This is a genomic window from Gemmatimonadaceae bacterium, assembly GCA_035606695.1.
Taxonomy (GTDB): Bacteria; Gemmatimonadota; Gemmatimonadetes; order Gemmatimonadales; family Gemmatimonadaceae; genus JAQBQB01.
On record DATNEW010000050.1, the window covers coordinates 21,289 to 40,216 of the forward strand.

23 protein-coding genes are annotated in these 18,928 nt (G+C 65.0%); 9 read left to right on the forward strand and 14 right to left on the reverse strand.

All coding sequences use genetic code 11. The features are described from left to right. Positions 1-3 precede the first annotated feature (3 nt). From VN706_24845 to VN706_24870, 6 genes are read right to left on the reverse strand one after another with little or no spacing between them, the layout of a single operon-like run. Positions 4-1,416, reverse strand: coding sequence for an APC family permease (locus VN706_24845; GenBank protein HXT18877.1), 1,413 nt, complete (start codon positions 1,414-1,416; stop codon positions 4-6). Beyond that, a complete protein-coding gene (locus tag VN706_24850) occupies positions 1,413-2,102 on the reverse strand; it encodes a peptidylprolyl isomerase (GenBank protein HXT18878.1) in 690 nt (229 codons plus the stop codon). The genes VN706_24845 and VN706_24850 overlap by 4 nt, the downstream gene beginning before the upstream one ends. Continuing rightward, on the reverse strand, positions 2,099-2,605 hold the full coding sequence (locus tag VN706_24855; GenBank protein HXT18879.1) for a hypothetical protein: 507 nt from the start codon (positions 2,603-2,605) through the stop codon (positions 2,099-2,101). The genes VN706_24850 and VN706_24855 overlap by 4 nt, the downstream gene beginning before the upstream one ends. Further along, a complete protein-coding gene (locus VN706_24860) occupies positions 2,602-3,339 on the reverse strand; it encodes a TMEM175 family protein (protein ID HXT18880.1) in 738 nt (245 codons plus the stop codon). The genes VN706_24855 and VN706_24860 overlap by 4 nt, the downstream gene beginning before the upstream one ends. Next, on the reverse strand, positions 3,332-4,600 hold the full coding sequence (locus VN706_24865; protein HXT18881.1) for a cation:dicarboxylase symporter family transporter: 1,269 nt from the start codon (positions 4,598-4,600) through the stop codon (positions 3,332-3,334). Before VN706_24865 ends, VN706_24860 begins: the two co-directional genes overlap by 8 nt. A 12-nt stretch (positions 4,601-4,612) precedes the next feature. Next, the gene (locus VN706_24870; protein ID HXT18882.1) at positions 4,613-5,086 is read right to left on the reverse strand and encodes a hypothetical protein; all 474 of its coding nucleotides are present in this window, start codon (positions 5,084-5,086) and stop codon (positions 4,613-4,615) included. Positions 5,087-5,219: 133 nt separating this feature from the next. Here VN706_24870 and VN706_24875 point away from each other — a divergent pair, with 133 nt between their 5' ends. Next, a complete protein-coding gene (locus tag VN706_24875) occupies positions 5,220-6,608 on the forward strand; it encodes an NAD(P)/FAD-dependent oxidoreductase (GenBank protein HXT18883.1) in 1,389 nt (462 codons plus the stop codon). Here VN706_24875 and VN706_24880 read toward each other — a convergent pair. From VN706_24880 to VN706_24910, 7 genes are all read right to left on the reverse strand, one after another. Continuing rightward, positions 6,562-6,978, reverse strand: coding sequence for a hypothetical protein (locus VN706_24880; protein HXT18884.1), 417 nt, complete (start codon positions 6,976-6,978; stop codon positions 6,562-6,564). The genes VN706_24875 and VN706_24880 overlap by 47 nt on opposite strands. A 135-nt stretch (positions 6,979-7,113) precedes the next feature. Further along, positions 7,114-7,650, reverse strand: a complete 537-nt coding sequence (locus tag VN706_24885; GenBank protein ID HXT18885.1) for a barstar family protein — start codon at positions 7,648-7,650, stop codon at positions 7,114-7,116. A gap of 45 nt (positions 7,651-7,695) precedes the next feature. Then, the gene (locus VN706_24890; GenBank protein HXT18886.1) at positions 7,696-8,529 is read right to left on the reverse strand and encodes an FRG domain-containing protein; all 834 of its coding nucleotides are present in this window, start codon (positions 8,527-8,529) and stop codon (positions 7,696-7,698) included. 16 nt (positions 8,530-8,545) lie between these two features. Further along, a complete protein-coding gene (locus tag VN706_24895; protein ID HXT18887.1) occupies positions 8,546-8,752 on the reverse strand; it encodes a hypothetical protein in 207 nt (68 codons plus the stop codon). Between the two features lie 64 nt (positions 8,753-8,816). Continuing rightward, on the reverse strand, positions 8,817-11,468 hold the full coding sequence (locus tag VN706_24900; GenBank protein HXT18888.1) for an ABC transporter permease: 2,652 nt from the start codon (positions 11,466-11,468) through the stop codon (positions 8,817-8,819). 6 nt (positions 11,469-11,474) lie between these two features. Further along, a complete protein-coding gene (locus VN706_24905; protein ID HXT18889.1) occupies positions 11,475-11,819 on the reverse strand; it encodes a PadR family transcriptional regulator in 345 nt (114 codons plus the stop codon). Positions 11,820-11,949: 130 nt separating this feature from the next. Further along, entirely contained in the window at positions 11,950-12,222 is a 273-nt protein-coding gene (locus tag VN706_24910) for a hypothetical protein (GenBank protein HXT18890.1), read from the reverse strand. Between the two features lie 211 nt (positions 12,223-12,433). On the opposite strand from VN706_24910, the gene VN706_24915 reads away from it, so the two are divergent. Continuing rightward, a complete protein-coding gene (locus VN706_24915) occupies positions 12,434-12,649 on the forward strand; it encodes a cold shock domain-containing protein (protein ID HXT18891.1) in 216 nt (71 codons plus the stop codon). A gap of 322 nt (positions 12,650-12,971) precedes the next feature. Here VN706_24915 and VN706_24920 read toward each other — a convergent pair whose 3' ends face one another. After that, positions 12,972-13,187: a hypothetical protein gene (locus VN706_24920; protein ID HXT18892.1), complete on the reverse strand. Its 216-nt coding sequence runs from the start codon at positions 13,185-13,187 to the stop codon at positions 12,972-12,974. A gap of 29 nt (positions 13,188-13,216) precedes the next feature. On the opposite strand from VN706_24920, the gene VN706_24925 reads away from it, so the two are divergent. The 7 genes from VN706_24925 (at position 13,217) to VN706_24955 (ending at position 18,841) form a co-directional block, all read left to right on the forward strand. Then, a complete protein-coding gene (locus tag VN706_24925; protein ID HXT18893.1) occupies positions 13,217-13,885 on the forward strand; it encodes an HAD-IA family hydrolase in 669 nt (222 codons plus the stop codon). A 46-nt stretch (positions 13,886-13,931) separates the two neighbouring features. After that, positions 13,932-14,510, forward strand: coding sequence for an RNA polymerase sigma factor (locus tag VN706_24930; protein ID HXT18894.1), 579 nt, complete (start codon positions 13,932-13,934; stop codon positions 14,508-14,510). After that, a complete protein-coding gene (locus VN706_24935; GenBank protein ID HXT18895.1) occupies positions 14,507-15,310 on the forward strand; it encodes a zf-HC2 domain-containing protein in 804 nt (267 codons plus the stop codon). Before VN706_24930 ends, VN706_24935 begins: the two co-directional genes overlap by 4 nt. A gap of 7 nt (positions 15,311-15,317) precedes the next feature. After that, complete coding sequence (locus VN706_24940) at positions 15,318-16,247, forward strand: DUF4097 family beta strand repeat-containing protein (protein HXT18896.1); 930 nt, start codon at positions 15,318-15,320, stop codon at positions 16,245-16,247. Between the two features lie 38 nt (positions 16,248-16,285). After that, positions 16,286-17,071: a DUF4097 family beta strand repeat-containing protein gene (locus VN706_24945; protein ID HXT18897.1), complete on the forward strand. Its 786-nt coding sequence runs from the start codon at positions 16,286-16,288 to the stop codon at positions 17,069-17,071. Positions 17,072-17,079: 8 nt separating this feature from the next. Beyond that, positions 17,080-17,868, forward strand: coding sequence for a hypothetical protein (locus tag VN706_24950; protein HXT18898.1), 789 nt, complete (start codon positions 17,080-17,082; stop codon positions 17,866-17,868). A gap of 142 nt (positions 17,869-18,010) precedes the next feature. Further along, the gene (locus VN706_24955; GenBank protein ID HXT18899.1) at positions 18,011-18,841 is read left to right on the forward strand and encodes a DUF4097 family beta strand repeat-containing protein; all 831 of its coding nucleotides are present in this window, start codon (positions 18,011-18,013) and stop codon (positions 18,839-18,841) included. Positions 18,842-18,928: the final 87 nt, after the last annotated feature.

The following is an 18,928-nucleotide window of genomic DNA, read 5'->3' on the forward strand; positions in this document are numbered from 1 at the left end:
TGCTCACTCGGCGAACGCCGCCGCGCGAATCGCTCGGCGTCGCGCGGCTGCCACGTAGATCGCCAGTCCGACCGCATTCAATGCGATGACCACGCCAGAGATCTTCGCCGCGAAGCTCCACCAGCTCGGCACGTCGATGATCGGGAAGATCGACAGCACGACGTACAGGACGCTCACCGCAAATCCCGACGCCGCGGCCACACGCAGCGCGGGACTCGGCCGCGGTCGCGCGTTCCGAAGACCGAATAGCGGGATGGCGAACATCACGATGTAGGTCAGTCCGTAAAAGATGCCGGCCGCGTTGTCGAGCAATTGATAGGCTTCCTGCCGGCCGACACCGGAGATGCCCGCCGCTCCAAACGCGACCGCGATGACGCCCACGAAGAGGATCGAGTTGATCGGTGTGCGGTATTTCGGGTGCAACGTCGTGAACCAGCGCGGTAGAAGATCATCCCAGCCGGCGACCATCGGCATGCGCGACGTCGCCGTGAGCAGGATGCTCGTATTGGTGATCGTACGGCCGGTGACCAGGAGAATCGCCACCACGGCCAGGACGGCGCCCACGCCCAGCGATCCAATCCCGGCGCGCAACACCTGCGGGATCGGCCCGACCAGGTCGATGCGGTCGATCGGAATGAACGCCAGCACCGAGCTCGTTCCAAAGATGAACATGAGCGCAATGATCGGCGCCGCGATCAACGTCGCCTTCGCGATCGTGCGTGACGCATCCTTCGTCTCGCCCGCCAGGACCGCGACGTATTCAAATCCACTCAACGCGCCGACCGCGAGCTTGCTGAAGATGTTGATGCTGAGCAGGGAGAGCGCGGGCATGGCGACCGAGTACGGCGCGGGCTCTGGCGTTCCGCCGCGCGCCATGTGCACCAACGGCAAAATGATCAACGCCGCGAAGGCCAGCAGCAGCCCGATGCTTCCCGCGTTGTGCAGCCACTTGCTCACACCCAATCCCCGCACGGCCAACACCATCAATGCGGCCAACAGAAACGCGTTGAGCACGAGCGTGAACGTCTTGTTCGTGGCCAACCAGCCGGCGCTCGGGCCGAAGGCGTAGGACAACGCCGTGCCGACAATGAGTCCGATCGTCGCGATCAGCACGACACCGTACACCCACAAATTCCACGCGACGAGAAATCCGATCAGCTCACCCAACCCCAGGCGCGCCCACTGATACAGTCCACCCTCGAGCGGCATGCGTCGCGAGAGATCGATCACCACGGCGGCCTGCGGCAAGTAGAACAGGACAATCGCGGCGAGCCAGAAAATAACTTGCGCGTGGCCGAGCTTCGCGGCCGCGCCCACCCATGTGACGCCGACGACGTACACGATCTGCTGAAGCACGAGATCGCGTAAGCCGAGCTCCTTCTTGAGCTCCGCGCCGTGAGCGGCCGCCGACGTCACGGCTCGTCCGCTCCACGCCACTCGTGCACGATACGCGCGCGCTTGATGTAATCGAGCTTTGGCCACCCACGTTGGAGATAGACGTTGCCCTGGCGTCCGATCGAATCCTGCGACGGACCCGAGCGCCCCGCGATCGCGCCGGTGCGCGGCGTCGCTTCGCCGTAGCCCGAATACAACGAGTCGACGACGTCCATGCCCGATACGACTTCAGCGATGGGTGGGAATCCAAAGCCGTTCAACGTGTCGAGCCGCGCATTGTCCTTGAGATTGATGAACAGCTGCGTCGAGCGCGTGCCCGGCCCGCCACGCGCGTAGGCGATGACGCCGCGCGCGTTGGTGTGCTTCACCGGCTCATCGGCGATCGCACGCAAACGCCACGCGGCCGTTCGTTCGGGATCGGCGGCAAGACCGAACTGCGCGACGAAATTCTTGACGACGCGAAAGAAGCGCGCGCCGTCATAGTATCGATTGCCGACCAGCGTGTAAAAGTGATCGACGCCATTCGGCGCCCACGCCTTCCGCGCCATCACGTCGAATCGTCCTCGGCTCGTCTCGAACGAGACGAGAAAGCTGTCCGGGACCGGACGATTGGGATCGGGCGCACCGCGGTGCGCGAACGGTATCGTGCACGACGTGCCGGCGACGACCGCCACGGCGAAAACGACGACTCGTGCGCCGGCTCTCATTGCGACCCCGGCTGCGGCGCGCCGGCGCCCAACGCGTTTGCGACGCGCTCGCGTTGGCGTTCGTTGAGACTCGTCAGCAGCGCGATGAGATTGCCGTTCTGAATCAACGTTCGCTCGCGGCGAATGGTTTGTGTTGCCTGTCCATCGACGAATTGCGTCGTATCGAGCTTGGCGCCGTCGACGCGGCGCGCCATCGAGTCGGGGTAGATGAAGACGTCGAGCGATGCGATGCGGCCGATCTTCACCAGGAAGCTCGTTCCCGTGAGCCGCTTTTCCTCGGGCTTCGCCGTGGAATCGAGGCGAGGCGCGACACCGGCGCGATCGAGACGATACAAGACCGAGCATTGCGCCCAGAGACCGGTCGACGGGCACTGCGAGCTGCCGACCGCGGCGATGGCCGGCGCGGATGATGACGCGACCGCCTGCTTCGTCGCGGCATTGTCCGATGTGCCACATGCCGCGGCCAGCGGTATCGCGACGGCCAGCGAGCGGACGCGGTTCACGTCGATGCCTGCGCCATGGTGGCGAGAATCGCGCGGCGGCCCGTGACGCGCTGCCGGCGAAACCGCACCTGCCGGAAAATGAGGCCGAACATCGCGACGATCGTGGCGTAGGCGATCGCGTCGTTGTCCGGCCCGACGAGCACCATGGCGGCATTGGACGCCGCCACCACGACCCCGATGACCGTCGCGTTCCGCGTCGCGCGCATGGCGCCTTCCGTGTCGTACACCTCGACGGGATTGAGCTTCAGGTGGTCGCGCAGCCGGTAGGCGTGTGCGTACATCATCGAGAACACGCCGAAGACGGCGGCGAAGCCCAGGCCGAACGCAACCGTCAACAGCAGCATGCCACGGCTGTTGAAGCTCTCCGGCTGCACTCGGCCTCGGAGCGCCGTGTGCCAGAGCAGGCGCTCGACGATCGTCGAGAAGACGAACTTCAGCGGATAGACGAAGAACAGCACCGTGAACATCAGCACGGCGTTGAGGAACACCGTCCTATTGTCCTCGAGCCCATACCGGCGAAAGAACGTGAACTGCGTTCGCCAGATCATGAACAGCAGAAAGAACGTCGCGGCGAACGCCAGCAACCCGCGCATCGCGTACAACACTTCGTCGGCCGACTTCGGAACTTCGAGCGAGATCACGAGCAAGGTGATGGCGAATCCGAACACGGCGTCGCTCAACCCCTCGACGCGGGAGATCTCCTTGCCCCGAACATGAAAGTCTCCGTCACGCATGAACAGATGATGCGGTCGCGTCCACGGTGTCCGCAACCGCGTGTCGTCCGACGACCGTGCCGACGATCAGATCGCCGGTGACGTTCGTCATCGTGCCAAAGAGATCTGGAATCGTGTCGACCGCAATCAGCAGCGCGATGCCTTCGGCAGGAATGCCGTAGCTCACGAGGACCGGCGCCAGGAGCAGCTGAGCGCCCTGCGGAACGCCGGGAATGGTGAGGCTCAGCGCCACGGACGTGAGCGCGAGCGTGACGAGCGCGCCGGTGCCGAGCGTGACGCCATACAGCTTGGCCAGGAACAACGTGCCCATCATCCACGTGATCGGCGTCGCCACCTTGAACGCGGATACCGCCAGCGGTAACACGAAGCCGCCCACCTGCACCGGCAGGCCGAGTGCGCGCGATCCTTCGACGAGCGCGGGCAGCGATGCGAGCGAGGAGCTCGAGCTCAGCGCCACCGCTTGCGCCGGAAACACGCCGCGCGTAAACCAGCCCAGGGGAATGCGGCCGACGAACGTCGCGATCGGATACATGAGCAGTGCGAACAGCACGAGCAGCGCGGAGATCGCAAGCACGTAGTACGCCATCGCCCCGGCGAGCGCCACTCCGGCCCGGCTCGCCGCGCCGAGCACGAGCGCAAAGATGCCGATCGGCGCAACGTAGATGATCCAGTCGACGATCGTCGTCGTTGCGGCGGCGACGGCGCCGAAGAATTCGACGAGGGCGGCACGCAGTGCGTCGTCGATGCGGCGGCTCGCGAGCGCAAAGAGGAGTGTGAAGACGATGAGCGGCAGCATCGCGCCGTCGGCCGCCACTTTGAGCGCGTTCACCGGCACGAGTCCAGTGACCCATGCCCCGAATCCTGGCAGTTGCGTGACCTGCTGCGAGGTCTGTGTCGCGCTCGACTGCGCGGCGGCGCGCAACGTGGCGGCCACATTGGGGTCGAGCTTCATGTCGGCGATGAGCGACGGCGCGAGGGCCAGCGCGACCGCCGCGGCGAACACGAGGAGCGCGAAGAACGTGACGATGGTGGCGCCGCCGATGCGCCCAACGTCGTCCGCGGCGTGATGCGACGCGATGCCGACGAACAGGAGCGAGACGACGAGCGGCACGATCGTCATCCGGATCGCGTTGACCCACAGCTGGCCAACTGGCTGGAAGGCGTCGGCAACGCGAAGCGCGATCGGGTTGCCTGAGCTCCCGATCGCGCTTCCGATGATGAATCCCGCTACGAGGCCGATGACTACGCGACGGACGCGCATCGGCCGAAGAAACTACCGCTTCTTCGTCGGTTTCGTACGAGCGAGCGGTTTCTTCGCGCGTGCCTGCGCGGGCGCGACCTTCTTCGCCGGCTTCTTGGCGGAGACTTTCACCGGCTGGGCACGCTTGGCGGTGACGCGAACCTTGGTCGCCGACGCCTTCTTGGCCGGGACCGCCTTGAGCTTGGTAGCCTCGGGCTTGGCCTTTGGTTGCACCACCTTCACCGCGGCGGCTTTCACCGGAACGGCCTTTTTGGCAGGCGCCGGAGCCACGGCAACGGGCTTTGGCGCAGCTGGTTTGGCGGCGGCACCCGGTGCGTTGGGATTGCTCTTCGGCCGGCCGCCCTTACGGGCTAACTGCGCGTCGGCCAACATCTTAGCGAATGCTTCCTTTGCTTCGGCCATCAGCTGCGCGTGGGAAATCCGACGTTCCTGAAGCGCGCGAGCCTTTTCTTCGCGATAAATCGCCTGGGCGGTAGTGCCGTCCATTATGTCAGGGGGCGAAGGGAATAAGGAGCTTGCTGGTTACTGCTCGTTACCCATGCAATTTAGCCGGTGAACCGGGGGATTGCGAGAGCAGGCTCGCGGAGAGCCGGATACTTGCTTCCTACATTGGACACGTATGCACCGAACGACCAATAAGGCGGACGTCGTCATCATCGGCGCGGGCGCGGCGGGACTGGCCGCCGCACATGCGCTTGACGAACGCGGATACGACGTGCTCGTCATCGAGGCGCGGGAACGCGTCGGCGGCCGCGTCTTCACGCTGCGCGACCGCAGCACTCCCATACCGATCGAGCTGGGCGCCGAATTCATTCACGGCAGCGCGACCGAAACCCAGAGCATTCTGCATCGCGCGCGCCTGGCCTCGTACGACATCAGCGGACGCCGGTGGCAGATCGCCGGTGACAGCATTCGGCGCATGGATGATTTCTGGCGGCGGCTCGACACGGTCATGCGGCGGCTCGATGCCAAGCGAACACCCGATCGCTCGCTTGATGATTTTCTAAAGACACGCCCTGGAGGCAGGCGGCTGGCGAACGAACGCCGCTTGACGCTGCAGTTCGTGCAGGGCTTTCACGCGGCGGATCCCGCGCGCATCAGCGAGCGTGCCCTCGCCGATGGCGGCAGCCCCCGCGGCGACGTGCGCGAACGACGCATCGGCCGCGTCCTCGACGGCTACGACCGCGTCATCGAATGGCTCGCATCACCACTTGGCGACCGCATTCGGACGTCGGCGATCGCGACGCGAGTGCGATGGGCCCCGGGGAACGTGTCGGTCGAGGCGGCGCATCCCGACGGTCGTGCCCGTCCGGCGATCGATGCGCGCGCCGCGATCGTCGCCGTCCCGGCGAGCGTGCTCCAAGCGTCGCCCGGCGAAACAGGCGCCATCGAATTCGATCCCGATCTGCGAGCGAAACGGCCGGCCCTGGACCAGATAGACATGGGCGCGGTCGTTCGCATCACGCTACGCTTCACCGAACGCTTCTGGGCGACGGAGTGGTTCGCGAAACAGGTCGGCACCGAGGATTTTGACACTGCGAGCTTCGTCCACACGAACGACGAACAATTTCCGATTTGGTGGACGTCGTATCCCGTCACCGCGCCGATCATGGTCGGTTGGCACGGCGGTCCGGGCGCGCGCGAGCTCTCACAATTGGCCTCGGAACAGATCGAGGACGCCGCGATCAACGCGCTGTCACGACAATTCAAGATTCCCGCGCGCCGCATGCGCGGGCTGGTCGAGGCGGCATGGACGCACGACTGGATTCACGATCCCTTCTCGCGCGGCGCGTACAGCTACCAAACCGTCGGGGGCGCGAACGCGCCTGACGCGCTCGCCAAACCGCTTCGCGGCACGTTGTTCTTCGCCGGCGAAGCAACGGGCGCCGACGGTGCGACCGGCACCGTCGAAGGCGCGATCACCAGCGGCCAGCGTGCCGCCGGCGAAGTGGAACGGTCGCTTACGACTCGGGGCTCTGCTGCCGCGCGGCGCGCCGAACCTGATTGATCTTGTTGATCATCATCGCGAGCTCCGGCTGCTTGTCCGGATTGTCGCGAATGATGTCGTCGAGCAGGGCCGACGCTTCATCGTCGGTGATGCGCATGGGATCCGCGGTGAAGCGGCGCGCGTTGAGATGGCGCTCCGGATCGACGTGCACCGGCGTCTCCAGCACGATGTCGTGATCGTCGTACTGAACGCGGACGGCGTAGAATTTCTTCCCCGACCGTTCCATGTAGCCGACGCGCACGCCGTCGATCTTGTCCGGCCACACCAGCGGACGGGTCGAGCCGTCGGTGCTCGTGTACGACGTGGTGCCTGGCTTGAGCCCGTTGTAATTGGACTCGTAGGCGCCGCTGTAGAGGAGTGCGTGACGCATCTCGGAGGCGATGGTGAAGTGGGTGGACGAACGCCGTGTCTAAACTTCCCCGCCGTCGCGGCGAAAGCAACTGGCGCCTGTCATCCCGAGCGAGCGTTAGCGAGTCGAGGGACCCCCTTTCGCCGAGGAGAACGACTAGTCCCCGCGGCCCAGTCCGCGGTCTGTCTCGAGCCATTCGCGCGGATTCCAGGTGACGGGCAGCGCACCGACACGCTCGAAGCGAATGCGTGGATCGTCGGATTGCACCAGGGCGATGAGCCGGCGCCCGGTGAGCAGAAAGCGCCGCGAGGTGGATTCGATGCTGTCCAGGATCGTCTGTGCAAGCTGCGGCTGCGCCTTCGCGAACACGTCGTAGCGCCGGAAGACGAGGAGCATTCCGCCTTCATCCGGCACCTCGAGCTCCGGCAGGCAATCGACCCACGACGCGAGATTCCGCGAGTAGTAGTCGGGAAATCCGAGTACGCGTTTGACGTCGTCGTGAAATGCATCGGGCGTGGCCCACGTCGCCGCGTTCAGCTCATGCACGACGTACGTCTGCTGCTTGAACCACCCGATGTCGGCGGAGAGCACCGCGGACCGATAGTACAACGCGATCGCGCCCCGCTCCATCAGCTTCCAATCGAGGCGCTGAACCTCCTCTGGCGCCTTCTTCTTTCTTTTGAAAAAAACCATGGCGAGAAGATAACATCGGCGCGCGCCGAACTTCCCACCGCGGCGCTAGGCGTAGTAACGCCTGATTGCCGCGGCGACACCATCCAGATCGGGGAAGAGCCGGCGCTCATCGACGCCCACCAGATCCAGCTGATCACGCATGAGATCGACGACGTCCGCGGGGATGATGTACTTCGTGAGCGCGTCGGCCAGATCGTGCGCTCGAAGGAATTCGTCGAACGAGCGCGTGCGATCACTGCACATCGTGAACACCGCGGCCTGCGCGACGATGCGCTGGTCGAGCGACGGCGGCTCGACCAGCAGGGCGAATGCGTCTTTGTCCGACTTGCGGTTGAAGAGTTGCCACGGCGTCGCGTGCTTGCCTTCGCCGAAGATGTCGTCGAGGTCCCGCGGCAGCAGCGCGAGCGGTGGCAGCTTGAATCCGCGATGCACCCGCTGCCAGTCCAGCCGCCACACCGCGCGATCGTGCTCGTCCTGGCGGCTCGGCCGCGTGGCGAAGAACGCGGCGACGAGCGGCGAGTACGTCCAGTCGAGCAGTCGCGTCGGCACCCCGTGGTGCTGCGCGGAGAACAGCTCCTCCCAATCGTTCGTCGAGCTGCCGTCGACGTGCGGCCGTGCGTAGCGAATGTAGTTGCGCAGCACGTGCTCCTCGAGCTCCGCCTTGGTGTGCGGCGGATGCGTGCCTCCCAGTCGATCCAACGACGTGAGGATCGGCGCGTTGGCATGCGGCGCGCCGCGATACACGCCCGTGTCGCGGCGGCGGCCCGACACGGCGTCGGGTTCGGCCGGCGTCACGCGGTCGACGAATTCACCGAGGCTGCGAATGACGATCTCGGTGAATGCCGCGTGCGTGCGTTTGGGTTGGTTCGTCTGCGTCATACGCCGCGGCTGGTAGCTAGCCCTGTGCCAACGCCTTCGCGCGCCGTTGAAGCGCGGTCTTGATGTTGAGGTAGCCGCGGAAAATGAAGACGAACGCAAAGGTTACGTCGAGCCACCGCGGCCCCGTGAGCGTCGCGAAATGCGTGAACAACGGCCGCAGCGCGATGAACGCGCCAAGCAGAACCAGTGCAACGCCCAGGACCAGCGGAGTTATCCAGCGCACACTTTCTCAGCGGAGTTCCGACCGGAGGTGCGAAGCGCCGCAGCGAGGAACCATCCCCAACAATTCATGATGCTCGCAAGGCTTCGAGTGGATCGATGCGGGTGGCGCGTCGCGCGGGAATATAACCCGCGACGATGGCCACGACCGCGAGCAGTCCAGCCACGATGACGAACGTCGCCGGATCGCGCACGGTCACACCAAACACGAACGATTGGAGAAGACGTGTCGCGGCAAGCGCTGCCGGAACGCCGACGAGAATGCCAATGGCCGTCAACACCAGTCCCTGGCGCACCACGAGCCAGTGCACGGAGGCGCCGGACGCGCCGAGCGCGATGCGCACGCCCATCTCGTGATGCCGCTGCGTGACGAAGTACGAGATCACGCCGTAGATGCCGACCACGGCCAGCACCAGACCCGTGGCGCCGAGGAGTGTGAGGAGCCAGCGCATGAATCGGTCGAGCGCGAAGAGGTTGCCCACCGCCTCGTCCATCGTCGAGACCCCGGATATCGCGAGCAGCGGGTCGACCGATTTCACCGCGTTGCGAATCGCGGGCATCAGGGTCGTCACGGGAACGCCGCCGCGCACGATGAACGTCACGCCGCTGTTGCCCGACTGCGCCGCGGGCATGTACATCACTTCAGGAACGGCGTTCTGCGGTCCGTTGGAATGCACGTCCGCGGCGAGACCGACGACCTCGCGCCACCGATCGCCGCCATTCGAGATTCGTCGTCCCACCGGATCCTGCCCCGGCCACAGCTTGTCCGCGAGTCCGCGCGAGACGATCGCGACGAGTGGCGCCTTGGCGCCGTCGGCCGCGGTGAACGAGCGGCCGCGCAACACCGGAAGCTCGAGCGTCGTGAAGTACGCCGGACTCACGAAGCGCATGTCGGCGACCACCGCGCCTGCGTCGTGCCCGTCGCTGCCTTCGCGCTTCGCGGTCCAGTTCCATCCGCCGCCGTAGATCGGCGCGGTTTGCGTCCAGGTCACCCCACGCACGCCGGGAATGGCGCCGATGCCGGCCGTCAACTGCTCGAGTCCCGCCTCCAACCGTTCCGGACCGTCGTATCGCGCGCTCGGCAATCCGGTGCTGAACAGCAGCAGATTCTTCGTGTTGAAGCCGACGTCGACCGCGTTCACGGCTATCGCGCTGCGAATGAGCAGGCCGGCGCCCACCAACAGCACTTGAGTAAGGCACAGCTGTGCGATGACGAGTGCGTGGCGCACGCGATAGTTGCCGCCGCCTCGCGACTCGCGGCCGCCGTCGCGCAATGTCTGCTGCAGGTCGAGGCGTGCCGCACGGATGGCCGGAATGAGTCCGAACACGATCGCGCAGAACACCGCGAGTCCGAGCGTGAACAGCACCACCGGCCAATCGAGCCGAGCGTCGTGCAGACGTGGCACGGGCAGCGGACTGCTCACGAGGAAGCGCGTTCCAGCATACGCGACGGCTAGACCGAGCACCGCGCCGCCGATCGCAAGCAGCACGCTTTCGACGAGCAGCTGCGCGATGATGCGACGACGGCTCGCGCCCAGGGCACCGCGCACGGCGATCTCGGTGCGGCGCACGGTGGCGCGGGCGAGCAGCAGGTTCGCGATGTTCGCGCAGGCGATGAGCAGCACGACCGCGACGGCGCCCATCAACAGATACAGGCTCTTGCGATAATCGCCGAACAGCGCGTCCTCGAGCGTGCGCGCGATGATGCCGCCGTCGTAGAACGAATGTGGATGCTCGTGCGCGAGCCGCGTATCGATCTGCTGGAGCTGCGCGACGGCGGCGGTCGGAGCGACGCCGCGCTTGACGAGACCATAGACCCTGAGCTCGTGGTCGCCAAAATCGCTGAGGCGCGCGGCAGACGCCGCAAGCGGTACCCACGCGGCTTCGTCGGGTGGCTGCAGGAGATACTGCGACGGCGCGACACCGATGACCTGATACGACTGTCCGCTCAGCGTGATGCTGCGGCCGAGGATGTCGCGGGCTCCGCCGAAGCGGTTTCGCCACAGCGCCTCGGACAACACCACGACTTGCGGTCCACCGTCGCGGTCTTCGGCCTCCGTGAAGTACCGGCCGACGACGGGATTGATCTTTAGAACTTTCCAATAGCCGGCGCTGGCGTTGTACGTGAGGATGGGTGTTGGATCGCCGTGACCGGTCAGCGTGCGCCGTCCACCGCCGAACAGGGCGCCAATCTCCTCGAAGCCCGACGCCTCGCGCCGCCAGGTGTCGTAGTTGCCGAACGGCACGCTCCACATCTCGTCGTTGCCGTTGCGCTGCGACAGACGCAACACGCGGTCGGTGTTGGCGAACGGCAGCGGGCGAAGGAGCACCGTATTGACCACGCTGAAGATCGCGGCGTTGGCGCCGATGCCCAGCGCGAGTGTGATCAGCGCGATGCACGTGAATCCCGGCGCCTTCTTCAGCTGGCGCAGCCCGAACGCGACGTCCTGCTTCAGCGCATCCATCCATTCCGCTCGCGTCATGTGTCGCTCCCGTTGTTGACTCAGCGAATACAACGTTTTGCTGATGCCTTCTACGTCGCCGAACTTCGCACGCGCCGCGGCGCATGCTCCGTCGAGTGTCATGCCGGCGGCAAGCAATTCATCGATCGTGGACTGCAGGTGAAACGACAGCTCGTCGTCGACGTCGCGCGCGGGATTCTCGCGGGCGAGTCGCAGATAGCGGCGCCATGGCGGCGGACGATCGTCGTCGAGCGTCATGGGCCGTCAGCCCGGCGCGTCGGTGGCCGCGACGATCTTTCCCATCGCCGCGCTCATGCGCGCCCACGTCGCCAGCTCGGCGGCGAGCTGCCTTTTGCCCGCGGCCGTGAGCTTGTAATACTTGGCGCGGCGGCCGTTCTCGGTGAGCGCCCACTGCGCCTTGATCCACGCGCGATTCTCCATGCGATAGAGCGCCGGATACAACGAGCCCTCTTCCACCTGAAGCGCGTCCTCGGTCGTGCGCTGAATCCAGCGGGCAAGGCCGAAGCCGTGCATCGGCCCCCAGGAGAGGGCCTTGAGCACGATCAGGTCGAGGGTCCCCTGAAGCAGATCGACGTTCGTACGCGCCATGATGCTCCCTTAGACGTTCTAAGGGACAAGATGGTTGGAATGCGCCGTGGCGTCCAGCCTGTCGTCATGTCGTCGTGTCGTCATCCCGAGCCGAAGCGGTGCGTAGGCCGAGAATGACGAATTTCCCGGATTATCGCAGGAAGCGTCGCGCGAGCGTCTCGAGCCGATCGTCGCCCTGCGCCTGCGCGCGAAGCAGAATCTTTCGGACGTGATCCTCGAGCTTCGGCTCGCCCCAGTAGTAGCCGGTCGCGCGCTCGGCGCTTTCCGTGTCGCCCTCGCGGGCAGCCTCGAGCAGCACTTCGGCGGCCACGGCGTCATATGAGGGATCGCCGCGCTCCGGCAGCACATATCGTTTGAGCGGAGCACCCGATCCCGCATCTTCATTGACGAACGCTCTCGACACGCCGCGATCTCCCGGTTCCGAACCCCGCAGGTCCCTGATCCGAAGCTACGCGATGAAACAGGGTTCGCCACCTGGCCTCGGCTCAGTCCGCCAGACGTTTATTGCGCGTGGAAACCAAACCCACTAAGTTGGGCGGCACTGTAACTGTGGGTCGGTATGTACGGTTCCCCCGATACTCCGACGACACATCAACATTCTTAGGAGTATTGGTATGGCACGCACTACCGGCACCGTGAAGTGGTTCAATGACGCGAAGGGCTTCGGCTTCATCACGCCCGAGGGTGGTCAGAAGGATTGCTTCGTCCACCATTCGGCGATCCAGGGCGGCGGCTTCCGCACCCTCGCCGAAGGCGAGCGCGTCGAATTCGACATCGTCCAGGGCGCCAAGGGCCCCGCGGCCGAGAACGTAACGAAGATCGGCCGCTAATTCACGGTTCCACAGAACAACGAGAGCCCGACCGAAAGGTCGGGCTCTTTTGTTACTACGACAAACGGTACCACGGACAAGCGGTACGGCGGACAAACGGCGGACAACGGCGGACAACGGCGGACGGGCACGGAGACGGCGTGAACTGCAGTCAACTGCCGGTGAGAGGAGCTTTTTGAGAACACCCTCGAGATGCTTCATGAACGAAGCGTCCCGAGGGTGTTCTCAAATAAGCAGGCAACTTGAAACGCCGTTCAGACTGTTTTCAACGCCATCTCCGTGCCTGTCCGTGAACGTCCGCCATTGTCCGTGGTCAATGCAGTTACCGCGGACGCCGAAACTTCCGAATCTCCTTCATCTGCGTCACCACCACCAACAACGTGAGCACCACCCACACCGCCACGAACGTCTCCTGCGTCTTCAGCGGCCGCTCACGAATGTGCAGAGCGTAGTAGATCGCGATCACGACCACGTCCAGGCCGACGATGGACGCGACGAGAATCAACGTGCGGCGCCGAAGCTCCGTCGGGACAGGCATGCGGTGCATCCTAGCAGCTAGCTTCCGTGATGGCCACACGAGCGCGCGCCGCCATCCTCTTCGACCTCGACGGAACCTTGGTCGATTCGATCACGCTCATCGTCAACTCGGCGCGATACGCCTTCGAAAAGCTCGGCCGCGAGTGGATCTCGGACGCCGCGTGGCGCGAAGGGATCGGGATTCCACTGCCGACCATGTTCATGCGCTTCGCCCGCGACGAAGCCGATCGCGACGCGCTCATCGCCGCGTATCGCGAATACCAGCTCGAGCATCATGACCGGTTGATCAGCTGCTACGAGCACGTCGTCGAGACCGTGCATGAGCTTCGGGCGCACGGACACGAGCTCGCCGTCGTCACGAGCAAGTCCGAATGGCTGGCGTATCGCGCGCTTGCGCTCGTTGGCCTCGCCTCATGCATGGAAACGGTGGTCGGCCTCGACGCGTCTACTCGACATAAGCCCGATCCCGAGCCCGTATGGATAGCACTGCAGCGGCTCAACTGTCCGCCCGAACAAGCGCTCTTCGTGGGGGACTCGGTGCACGACGTGATGGCGGGAAATGCCGCCGGCGTGGCCACCGTGGCGGCCACCTGGGGCGCATTCCACCGGACCGAGCTCGAACCCGGTAACCCAAGTCATTGGCTGGAAAGCATTTCCGACCTGCCTCAGCTGATTCGAGACACCGTTCAAACCTTCTGACCCGCGGAACCATCCAAGTGATTGTCTGGATGGAGTTTCCGAACACATGGCTGCTGTGGCCATTATCGAAGCATCTTCAAATCACATCGGCAACGGCGATTCGGACGTCGCGCGCGCGGCGGCCGGAGATCGAGTCGCGTTCGAGCGACTATATCGACAACATGTAAACAAGGTGTATTCTCTCTGCGCTCGCATGGTCAACGACCGCACGCGCGCCGAGGAGCTCACGCAGGACGTCTTCGTCCGTGCGTGGCAAAAGCTGAATCTCTTTCGCGGCGAAAGCTCGTTCGCGACGTGGCTTCATCGACTCACGGTCAACGTCGTGCTCAACGCGCGAAAGACGGATGGACGGCAACGCACACGCTTCGAGGAGAACGATGACGAAGCAGGCGGCATGGATGCCCACGCTGGTGTGGTCGGCATGCCGCTCGCCCCGGGCGATCTCCTCGATCTCGAGGAAGCGATCACCCGGCTTCCTCCAGGCGCGCGCCGCGTCTTCGTCCTCCACGACGTCGAAGGCTACAAACACGAGGAAATCGCCGAGATGCTCGGCGTGACATCAGGGGCCACGAAAGCGCAGTTGCACCGTGCGCGACTCCTGTTGCGGGAGGCACTGAACCGATGACGACACCAAACTCGAGCCAGTTCGATTGTGGTCAATTCGCCGACGCGCTCGCGGATGTTCTCGAGCGTGAGGTGAGCGAGCCGACACGCTCCGCCGTGGAAGCGCATGCGCTGGCGTGCGCCGAGTGTGGCGCTCTGCTCGCTGACTTGCGCAAGCTGCGTATCGACGCGGCGAATTTGCCGGCGCTTACGCCATCGCGTGATTTGTGGAATGGGATCGCGGATCGGATCGAGACGCCGGTGGTTGAATTGGGCGTCGGGGCGTCGGGGCGTCGGGGCGTCGGGGCGTGGAAACGGCGTGTGGCGTTCGGTATCGCTGCGGCGGCGTTGGTCGCGGTCACGGCGACCATCACGCACGAGCTGACAAAGCGTTCAATGGCGTCTGTTGCGCCGCCGGTTGCCGTGACGCCATCGAAGTCGCCAACGCAGCCGACTCAGGTCGCAACGATCTCTCCGCCAACCGCCTCGACGCCTCGACGCCTCGACGCCTCGACGCCTCGACACCCCGACGCCTCGACGCCCATACGCCCCGTCTCAACCAAACCCTCCATCGAACAGACCTACAGCTCCGAGATCAAGCGGCTTCGCACCATCGTGAATTCGCGCCGCGGCGATCTCGATTCGGGGACGGTGGCCGTCATCGACAAGAATCTCGCGATCATCGACAATGCGATCGTGCAGTGCCGGATCGCGCTCGCGAAAGATCCGCACAGCCGCTTCCTCATCGAGTCGCTGAACGACGCGCTCGATACCAAGGTTCAACTGCTCCGCACGGCGGCCGCGCTGCCGACGAGGATGTGAGCGCTTCATGAAACGCATTTCGGTAGTCCTGTCGCTGGCGCTGGGGCTCGGTCTCACGACCGGCCTGGCACGCGACGCCGCGGCGCAGCGGCACACGATTCGGAGCGACGCGCGGTCGCGCATCGACACGACCGTCGCGTTCGATCGCAACGGAACCGTGACGGTCACCGCGGGCAACGGCGACATCCTCGTCACCGGCTCGCAGGCGGGCACCGTTCACGTGCGCGCGTCGAGCGACAACAACAACCTGCAATTTGAATCGTCGCCCGCGCGCATGAGCATCGAAATCACCAACCGGCACGGAGGCGACAACCGCATCGAGCTCGCGGTGCCGATCGGCGTGCGCGTGATTCTACGCTCGCAGTCGGGCGACATCTCGGTGCGCGGGACGCGTGGAGAAATCGAGGCGTACGCGCAGAGCGGCGACGTTCTCGTCGAAGACGCGACTCGCCTCGCGGTGAACACGCTGTCGGGCGGCATCAGCGCCGGCGCGATCAACGGCGACGTGTCGATTCAATCGACGAGCGGCGACGTGAAGCTGTCCGACGTGCGCGGCGACGTCGACGTGCAGACCGTGAGCGGCGACGTCGACATGCGCGGCGTCACGGCCAAAGTCGTCCGTGCCAAGACGACGAGCGGCGACGTGACCTATGACGGAACGATCGACAAGGCCGGCCGATACGATCTCTCGACGAATTCGGGAGACGTCGGCCTGCACATCCCGCGCGATGCGAGCGCGCAGCTCACCGTATCGACCTGGAACGGCGAGATCCAGAGCGATTTCCCGATCACGCTGCGGCCGGGCGAGCACGGCATCGGATCGTCCAACTCCAAGCGGCTCACGTTCGAGATCAACGGCGGCGGCGCGCGCATTTCGGCTGAAACCTTCAGTGGCGATGTGACTGTCTCATCCAACGGACGCGGGGCTCGGCCCTGACCGGTCCGACACCGCACACTACGAACAGGATCCCCACCATGCCTCGGTTTACTTCGGTTGTCTTGCTCGCGGCGCTGGCCGCACCCGCGTTCGCGCAGGGCGGAGACTTTCACTGGGAAAAGGCGCTGGCCGCCGGCAGCAATGTTTCCATCAGCAACATCAATGGCGACGTGAGAGTCATCCCCTCGACGAGCGGAAAGGTGGAGGTGATCGGCACCAAGCGCGGCAACAGCAGCAGCTTCGGCCGAATTCACGCGGAAGTGCACGAGTCCTCGCGCGGCATCAACGTGTGCGTGCTGCGTGACGACAGCGATGACAGCTGCGACGAAGACGGCATCCACAGTCACAGCCACAACGGCCGCGACTGGGATCATGTGAGCATGACGCTCGATGTGGCGGTTCCCGCGAACGTGGTCGTCGCCGCCAACACGGTGAGCGGAGACATCGACATGAACGGCGCGCATGGCGACGTCTCCGCGAACAGCGTGAGCGGCGATCTCAAGCTTCAACATTTGCATGCGTCGGCGGTTCGCGCGAACACCGTGAGCGGCGACATCGACGTCGCGGTGGACGAGCTCACCGGCAACGGCGCCTTCAACTTTCATTCGGTGAGCGGTGACATCACGCTCGAAGTGCCGCGCGACTTCGGCGCCGATCTCACGATGTCCACGGTGAGCGGCGACATGAACAGCGACTTTCCGGTGACGCTCGGCAACGGACGTATGAGCAGGCGGTCGCTGAGTGCCCGGATCGGCGGCGGTGGACGGCGCCTCGACGTAAGCACCGTCAGCGGCGATCTTAGGTTGCGTCAGGGAAGCCGGTGAGAAACTCCATGAAACGCTCTCTTGCAGCACTCACGCTCATCGCGACCATTGGGCTGCCCGCGGCCGGGCAGACGCGTCAGAGCGGAGACGGATTCAACTGGACCGGCCGTGTTCCGGCCGGGCGCTGGATTCACGTCAAGAATTTGAACGGACCGATCACCGTCGGTGCGTCGACCAGCGACAACGTCGAAGTCGTCGCGACCAAGCACTGGCGACGCGGCGATCCATCCGTCGTGCACTTCTTCAACGAGAAGAATGGCGACGACGTGACGATCTGCGCCGTCTGGGGCGATGCCACGCGCTGCAACGATGACCACAACAACAACTCGGGCGGCCGGCGCAATCGGAACAATGACGTGAGCGTCGAGTTTCGCGTGCTCGTGCCGCGCGGCGTGAAGGTCGAGATGGAAACCGTGAACGGCGACGTGACGGTCGACGGCGCCACTTCTGAAGTGCGCGCTGAGAGCGTGAATGGTGAAGTGAGCGTCGGGACGAGCGGCGGGCGCGTCAACGCGGAGAGCGTGAACGGCAGCGTCCGCGCACAATTGGGCAAGCTCGACTCGGACGGGGACATGAAGTTCGAGACCGTCAACGGCAACGTGATCGTCGAGTTTACGGGTGAATTCGGCGGCGACGTCGATCTCGAGACCGTGAACGGTTCGCTGAACACGAACTTCGAGATGACGGTGAGCGGCCGGCTCGACCCAAAGCACATTCGCGCCCATATCGGCCGCGCGGGCGGCCCGCACATCAAGCTCGAGACAGTGAACGGCAACGTGGAGCTTAGAAAGCGCTAGCCTGAATCGCTTGAACCGGGGAATTCCGAGCGGAGGTGCGAAGCGCCGAAGTGAGGAACGATAAACCGCCGGTAAACGGCCGGTCGCAGCACAAGTAACTTTGGCGGGTGATCGCGCGTATTCTCCAACAGGAGGATATGCCATGATCACCCGCCGTGTTTTCACGCTCGCCGTTGCCGCCGCCGCCATGTCCGGGTGCAGTCGCGCCGGCTCGAACGATGACGCATTTCGTTGGACACAACCGATGCAACCCGGCGCAGTCGTGCACATCCTCGACGGCTCGGGCAACGTCACCGTCCATCGCGCCGCGGGCAACGAAGTCGTCGTGAGCGGCAGCACGAGATGGCGCCGCGGCCGCCAAAGCGACATCCATTTCGCCGTGACGCGAGCCGGCAACGACTACTACGTGTGCGCCATGTGGCGCTCGAGCGGCCGGTGCGGCGCGCGCGGGTATCGCGGCGCGCGAAGCGGCGGCTTCCTGGCAATGTTCAGCCTGTTCCATCGCTCGAGCGACGCCGTCGCGAACATGGTCGTCGCAGTCCCGCCGGGCGTCGCCGTGGACGGCCAGGCCACCAACGGATCCGTTGACGCGGACGGCGTCACCGGCGGCATTCGCGCTCACACGCTCAACGGGAACGTGCGCGCGACGAACGTGTCCGGCCCGCTCTCGCTCAAGACCATGAACGGCGACGTGCATTTGTCGACCGACTCGCTCGCGCCGAGCGATTCGATTTCGGTCGAGACGATGAACGGCGGCATCTTCGCGGACCTGCCGGCGACCATGCAAGGCGCGTTCGACTTGCGTGTCACCAACGGTTCCGTCCATAGCGACTTTACGCCGAGTGGCGGATCGAGCACCGTCACACGGGGGCACCTCGTCGCGCAGATCGGGAGCTCGAGCCGCGTCGTGCGTATGCACACCATGAACGGCGACGTGACCGTGACCGCGCGCGGCGGACCCTCGTCGCATTAGGGGCCCGGCACCCGGCGCCAAGCATCAGGCGCCCAGCGCCCTCAGCCGCTGGCACCGCCGCCCCGCGTCAGGGTATTATTTCGATAA

Bases quoted from the DNA above. Each gene is read 5' to 3' on its own strand.
- VN706_24925 (HXT18893.1), top strand. From the start codon at position 13,217: ATGGCCACACGAGCGCGCGCCGCCATCCTCTTCGACCTCGACGGAACC.
- VN706_24850 (HXT18878.1), bottom strand. From the start codon at position 2,102: ATGAGAGCCGGCGCACGAGTCGTCGTTTTCGCCGTGGCGGTCGTCGCC.
- VN706_24875 (HXT18883.1), top strand. From the start codon at position 5,220: ATGCACCGAACGACCAATAAGGCGGACGTCGTCATCATCGGCGCGGGC.
- VN706_24860 (HXT18880.1), bottom strand. From the start codon at position 3,339: ATGCGTGACGGAGACTTTCATGTTCGGGGCAAGGAGATCTCCCGCGTC.
- VN706_24870 (HXT18882.1), bottom strand. From the start codon at position 5,086: ATGGACGGCACTACCGCCCAGGCGATTTATCGCGAAGAAAAGGCTCGC.
- VN706_24905 (HXT18889.1), bottom strand. From the start codon at position 11,819: ATGGCGCGTACGAACGTCGATCTGCTTCAGGGGACCCTCGACCTGATC.
- VN706_24945 (HXT18897.1), top strand. From the start codon at position 16,286: ATGCCTCGGTTTACTTCGGTTGTCTTGCTCGCGGCGCTGGCCGCACCC.
- VN706_24935 (HXT18895.1), top strand. From the start codon at position 14,507: ATGACGACACCAAACTCGAGCCAGTTCGATTGTGGTCAATTCGCCGAC.
- VN706_24885 (HXT18885.1), bottom strand. From the start codon at position 7,650: ATGGTTTTTTTCAAAAGAAAGAAGAAGGCGCCAGAGGAGGTTCAGCGC.
- VN706_24880 (HXT18884.1), bottom strand. From the start codon at position 6,978: ATGCGTCACGCACTCCTCTACAGCGGCGCCTACGAGTCCAATTACAAC.
- VN706_24950 (HXT18898.1), top strand. From the start codon at position 17,080: ATGAAACGCTCTCTTGCAGCACTCACGCTCATCGCGACCATTGGGCTG.
- VN706_24920 (HXT18892.1), bottom strand. From the start codon at position 13,187: ATGCCTGTCCCGACGGAGCTTCGGCGCCGCACGTTGATTCTCGTCGCG.
- VN706_24915 (HXT18891.1), top strand. From the start codon at position 12,434: ATGGCACGCACTACCGGCACCGTGAAGTGGTTCAATGACGCGAAGGGC.
- VN706_24900 (HXT18888.1), bottom strand. From the start codon at position 11,468: ATGACGCTCGACGACGATCGTCCGCCGCCATGGCGCCGCTATCTGCGA.
- VN706_24940 (HXT18896.1), top strand. From the start codon at position 15,318: ATGAAACGCATTTCGGTAGTCCTGTCGCTGGCGCTGGGGCTCGGTCTC.
- VN706_24955 (HXT18899.1), top strand. From the start codon at position 18,011: ATGATCACCCGCCGTGTTTTCACGCTCGCCGTTGCCGCCGCCGCCATG.
- VN706_24890 (HXT18886.1), bottom strand. From the start codon at position 8,529: ATGACGCAGACGAACCAACCCAAACGCACGCACGCGGCATTCACCGAG.
- VN706_24930 (HXT18894.1), top strand. From the start codon at position 13,932: ATGGCTGCTGTGGCCATTATCGAAGCATCTTCAAATCACATCGGCAAC.
- VN706_24865 (HXT18881.1), bottom strand. From the start codon at position 4,600: ATGCGCGTCCGTCGCGTAGTCATCGGCCTCGTAGCGGGATTCATCATC.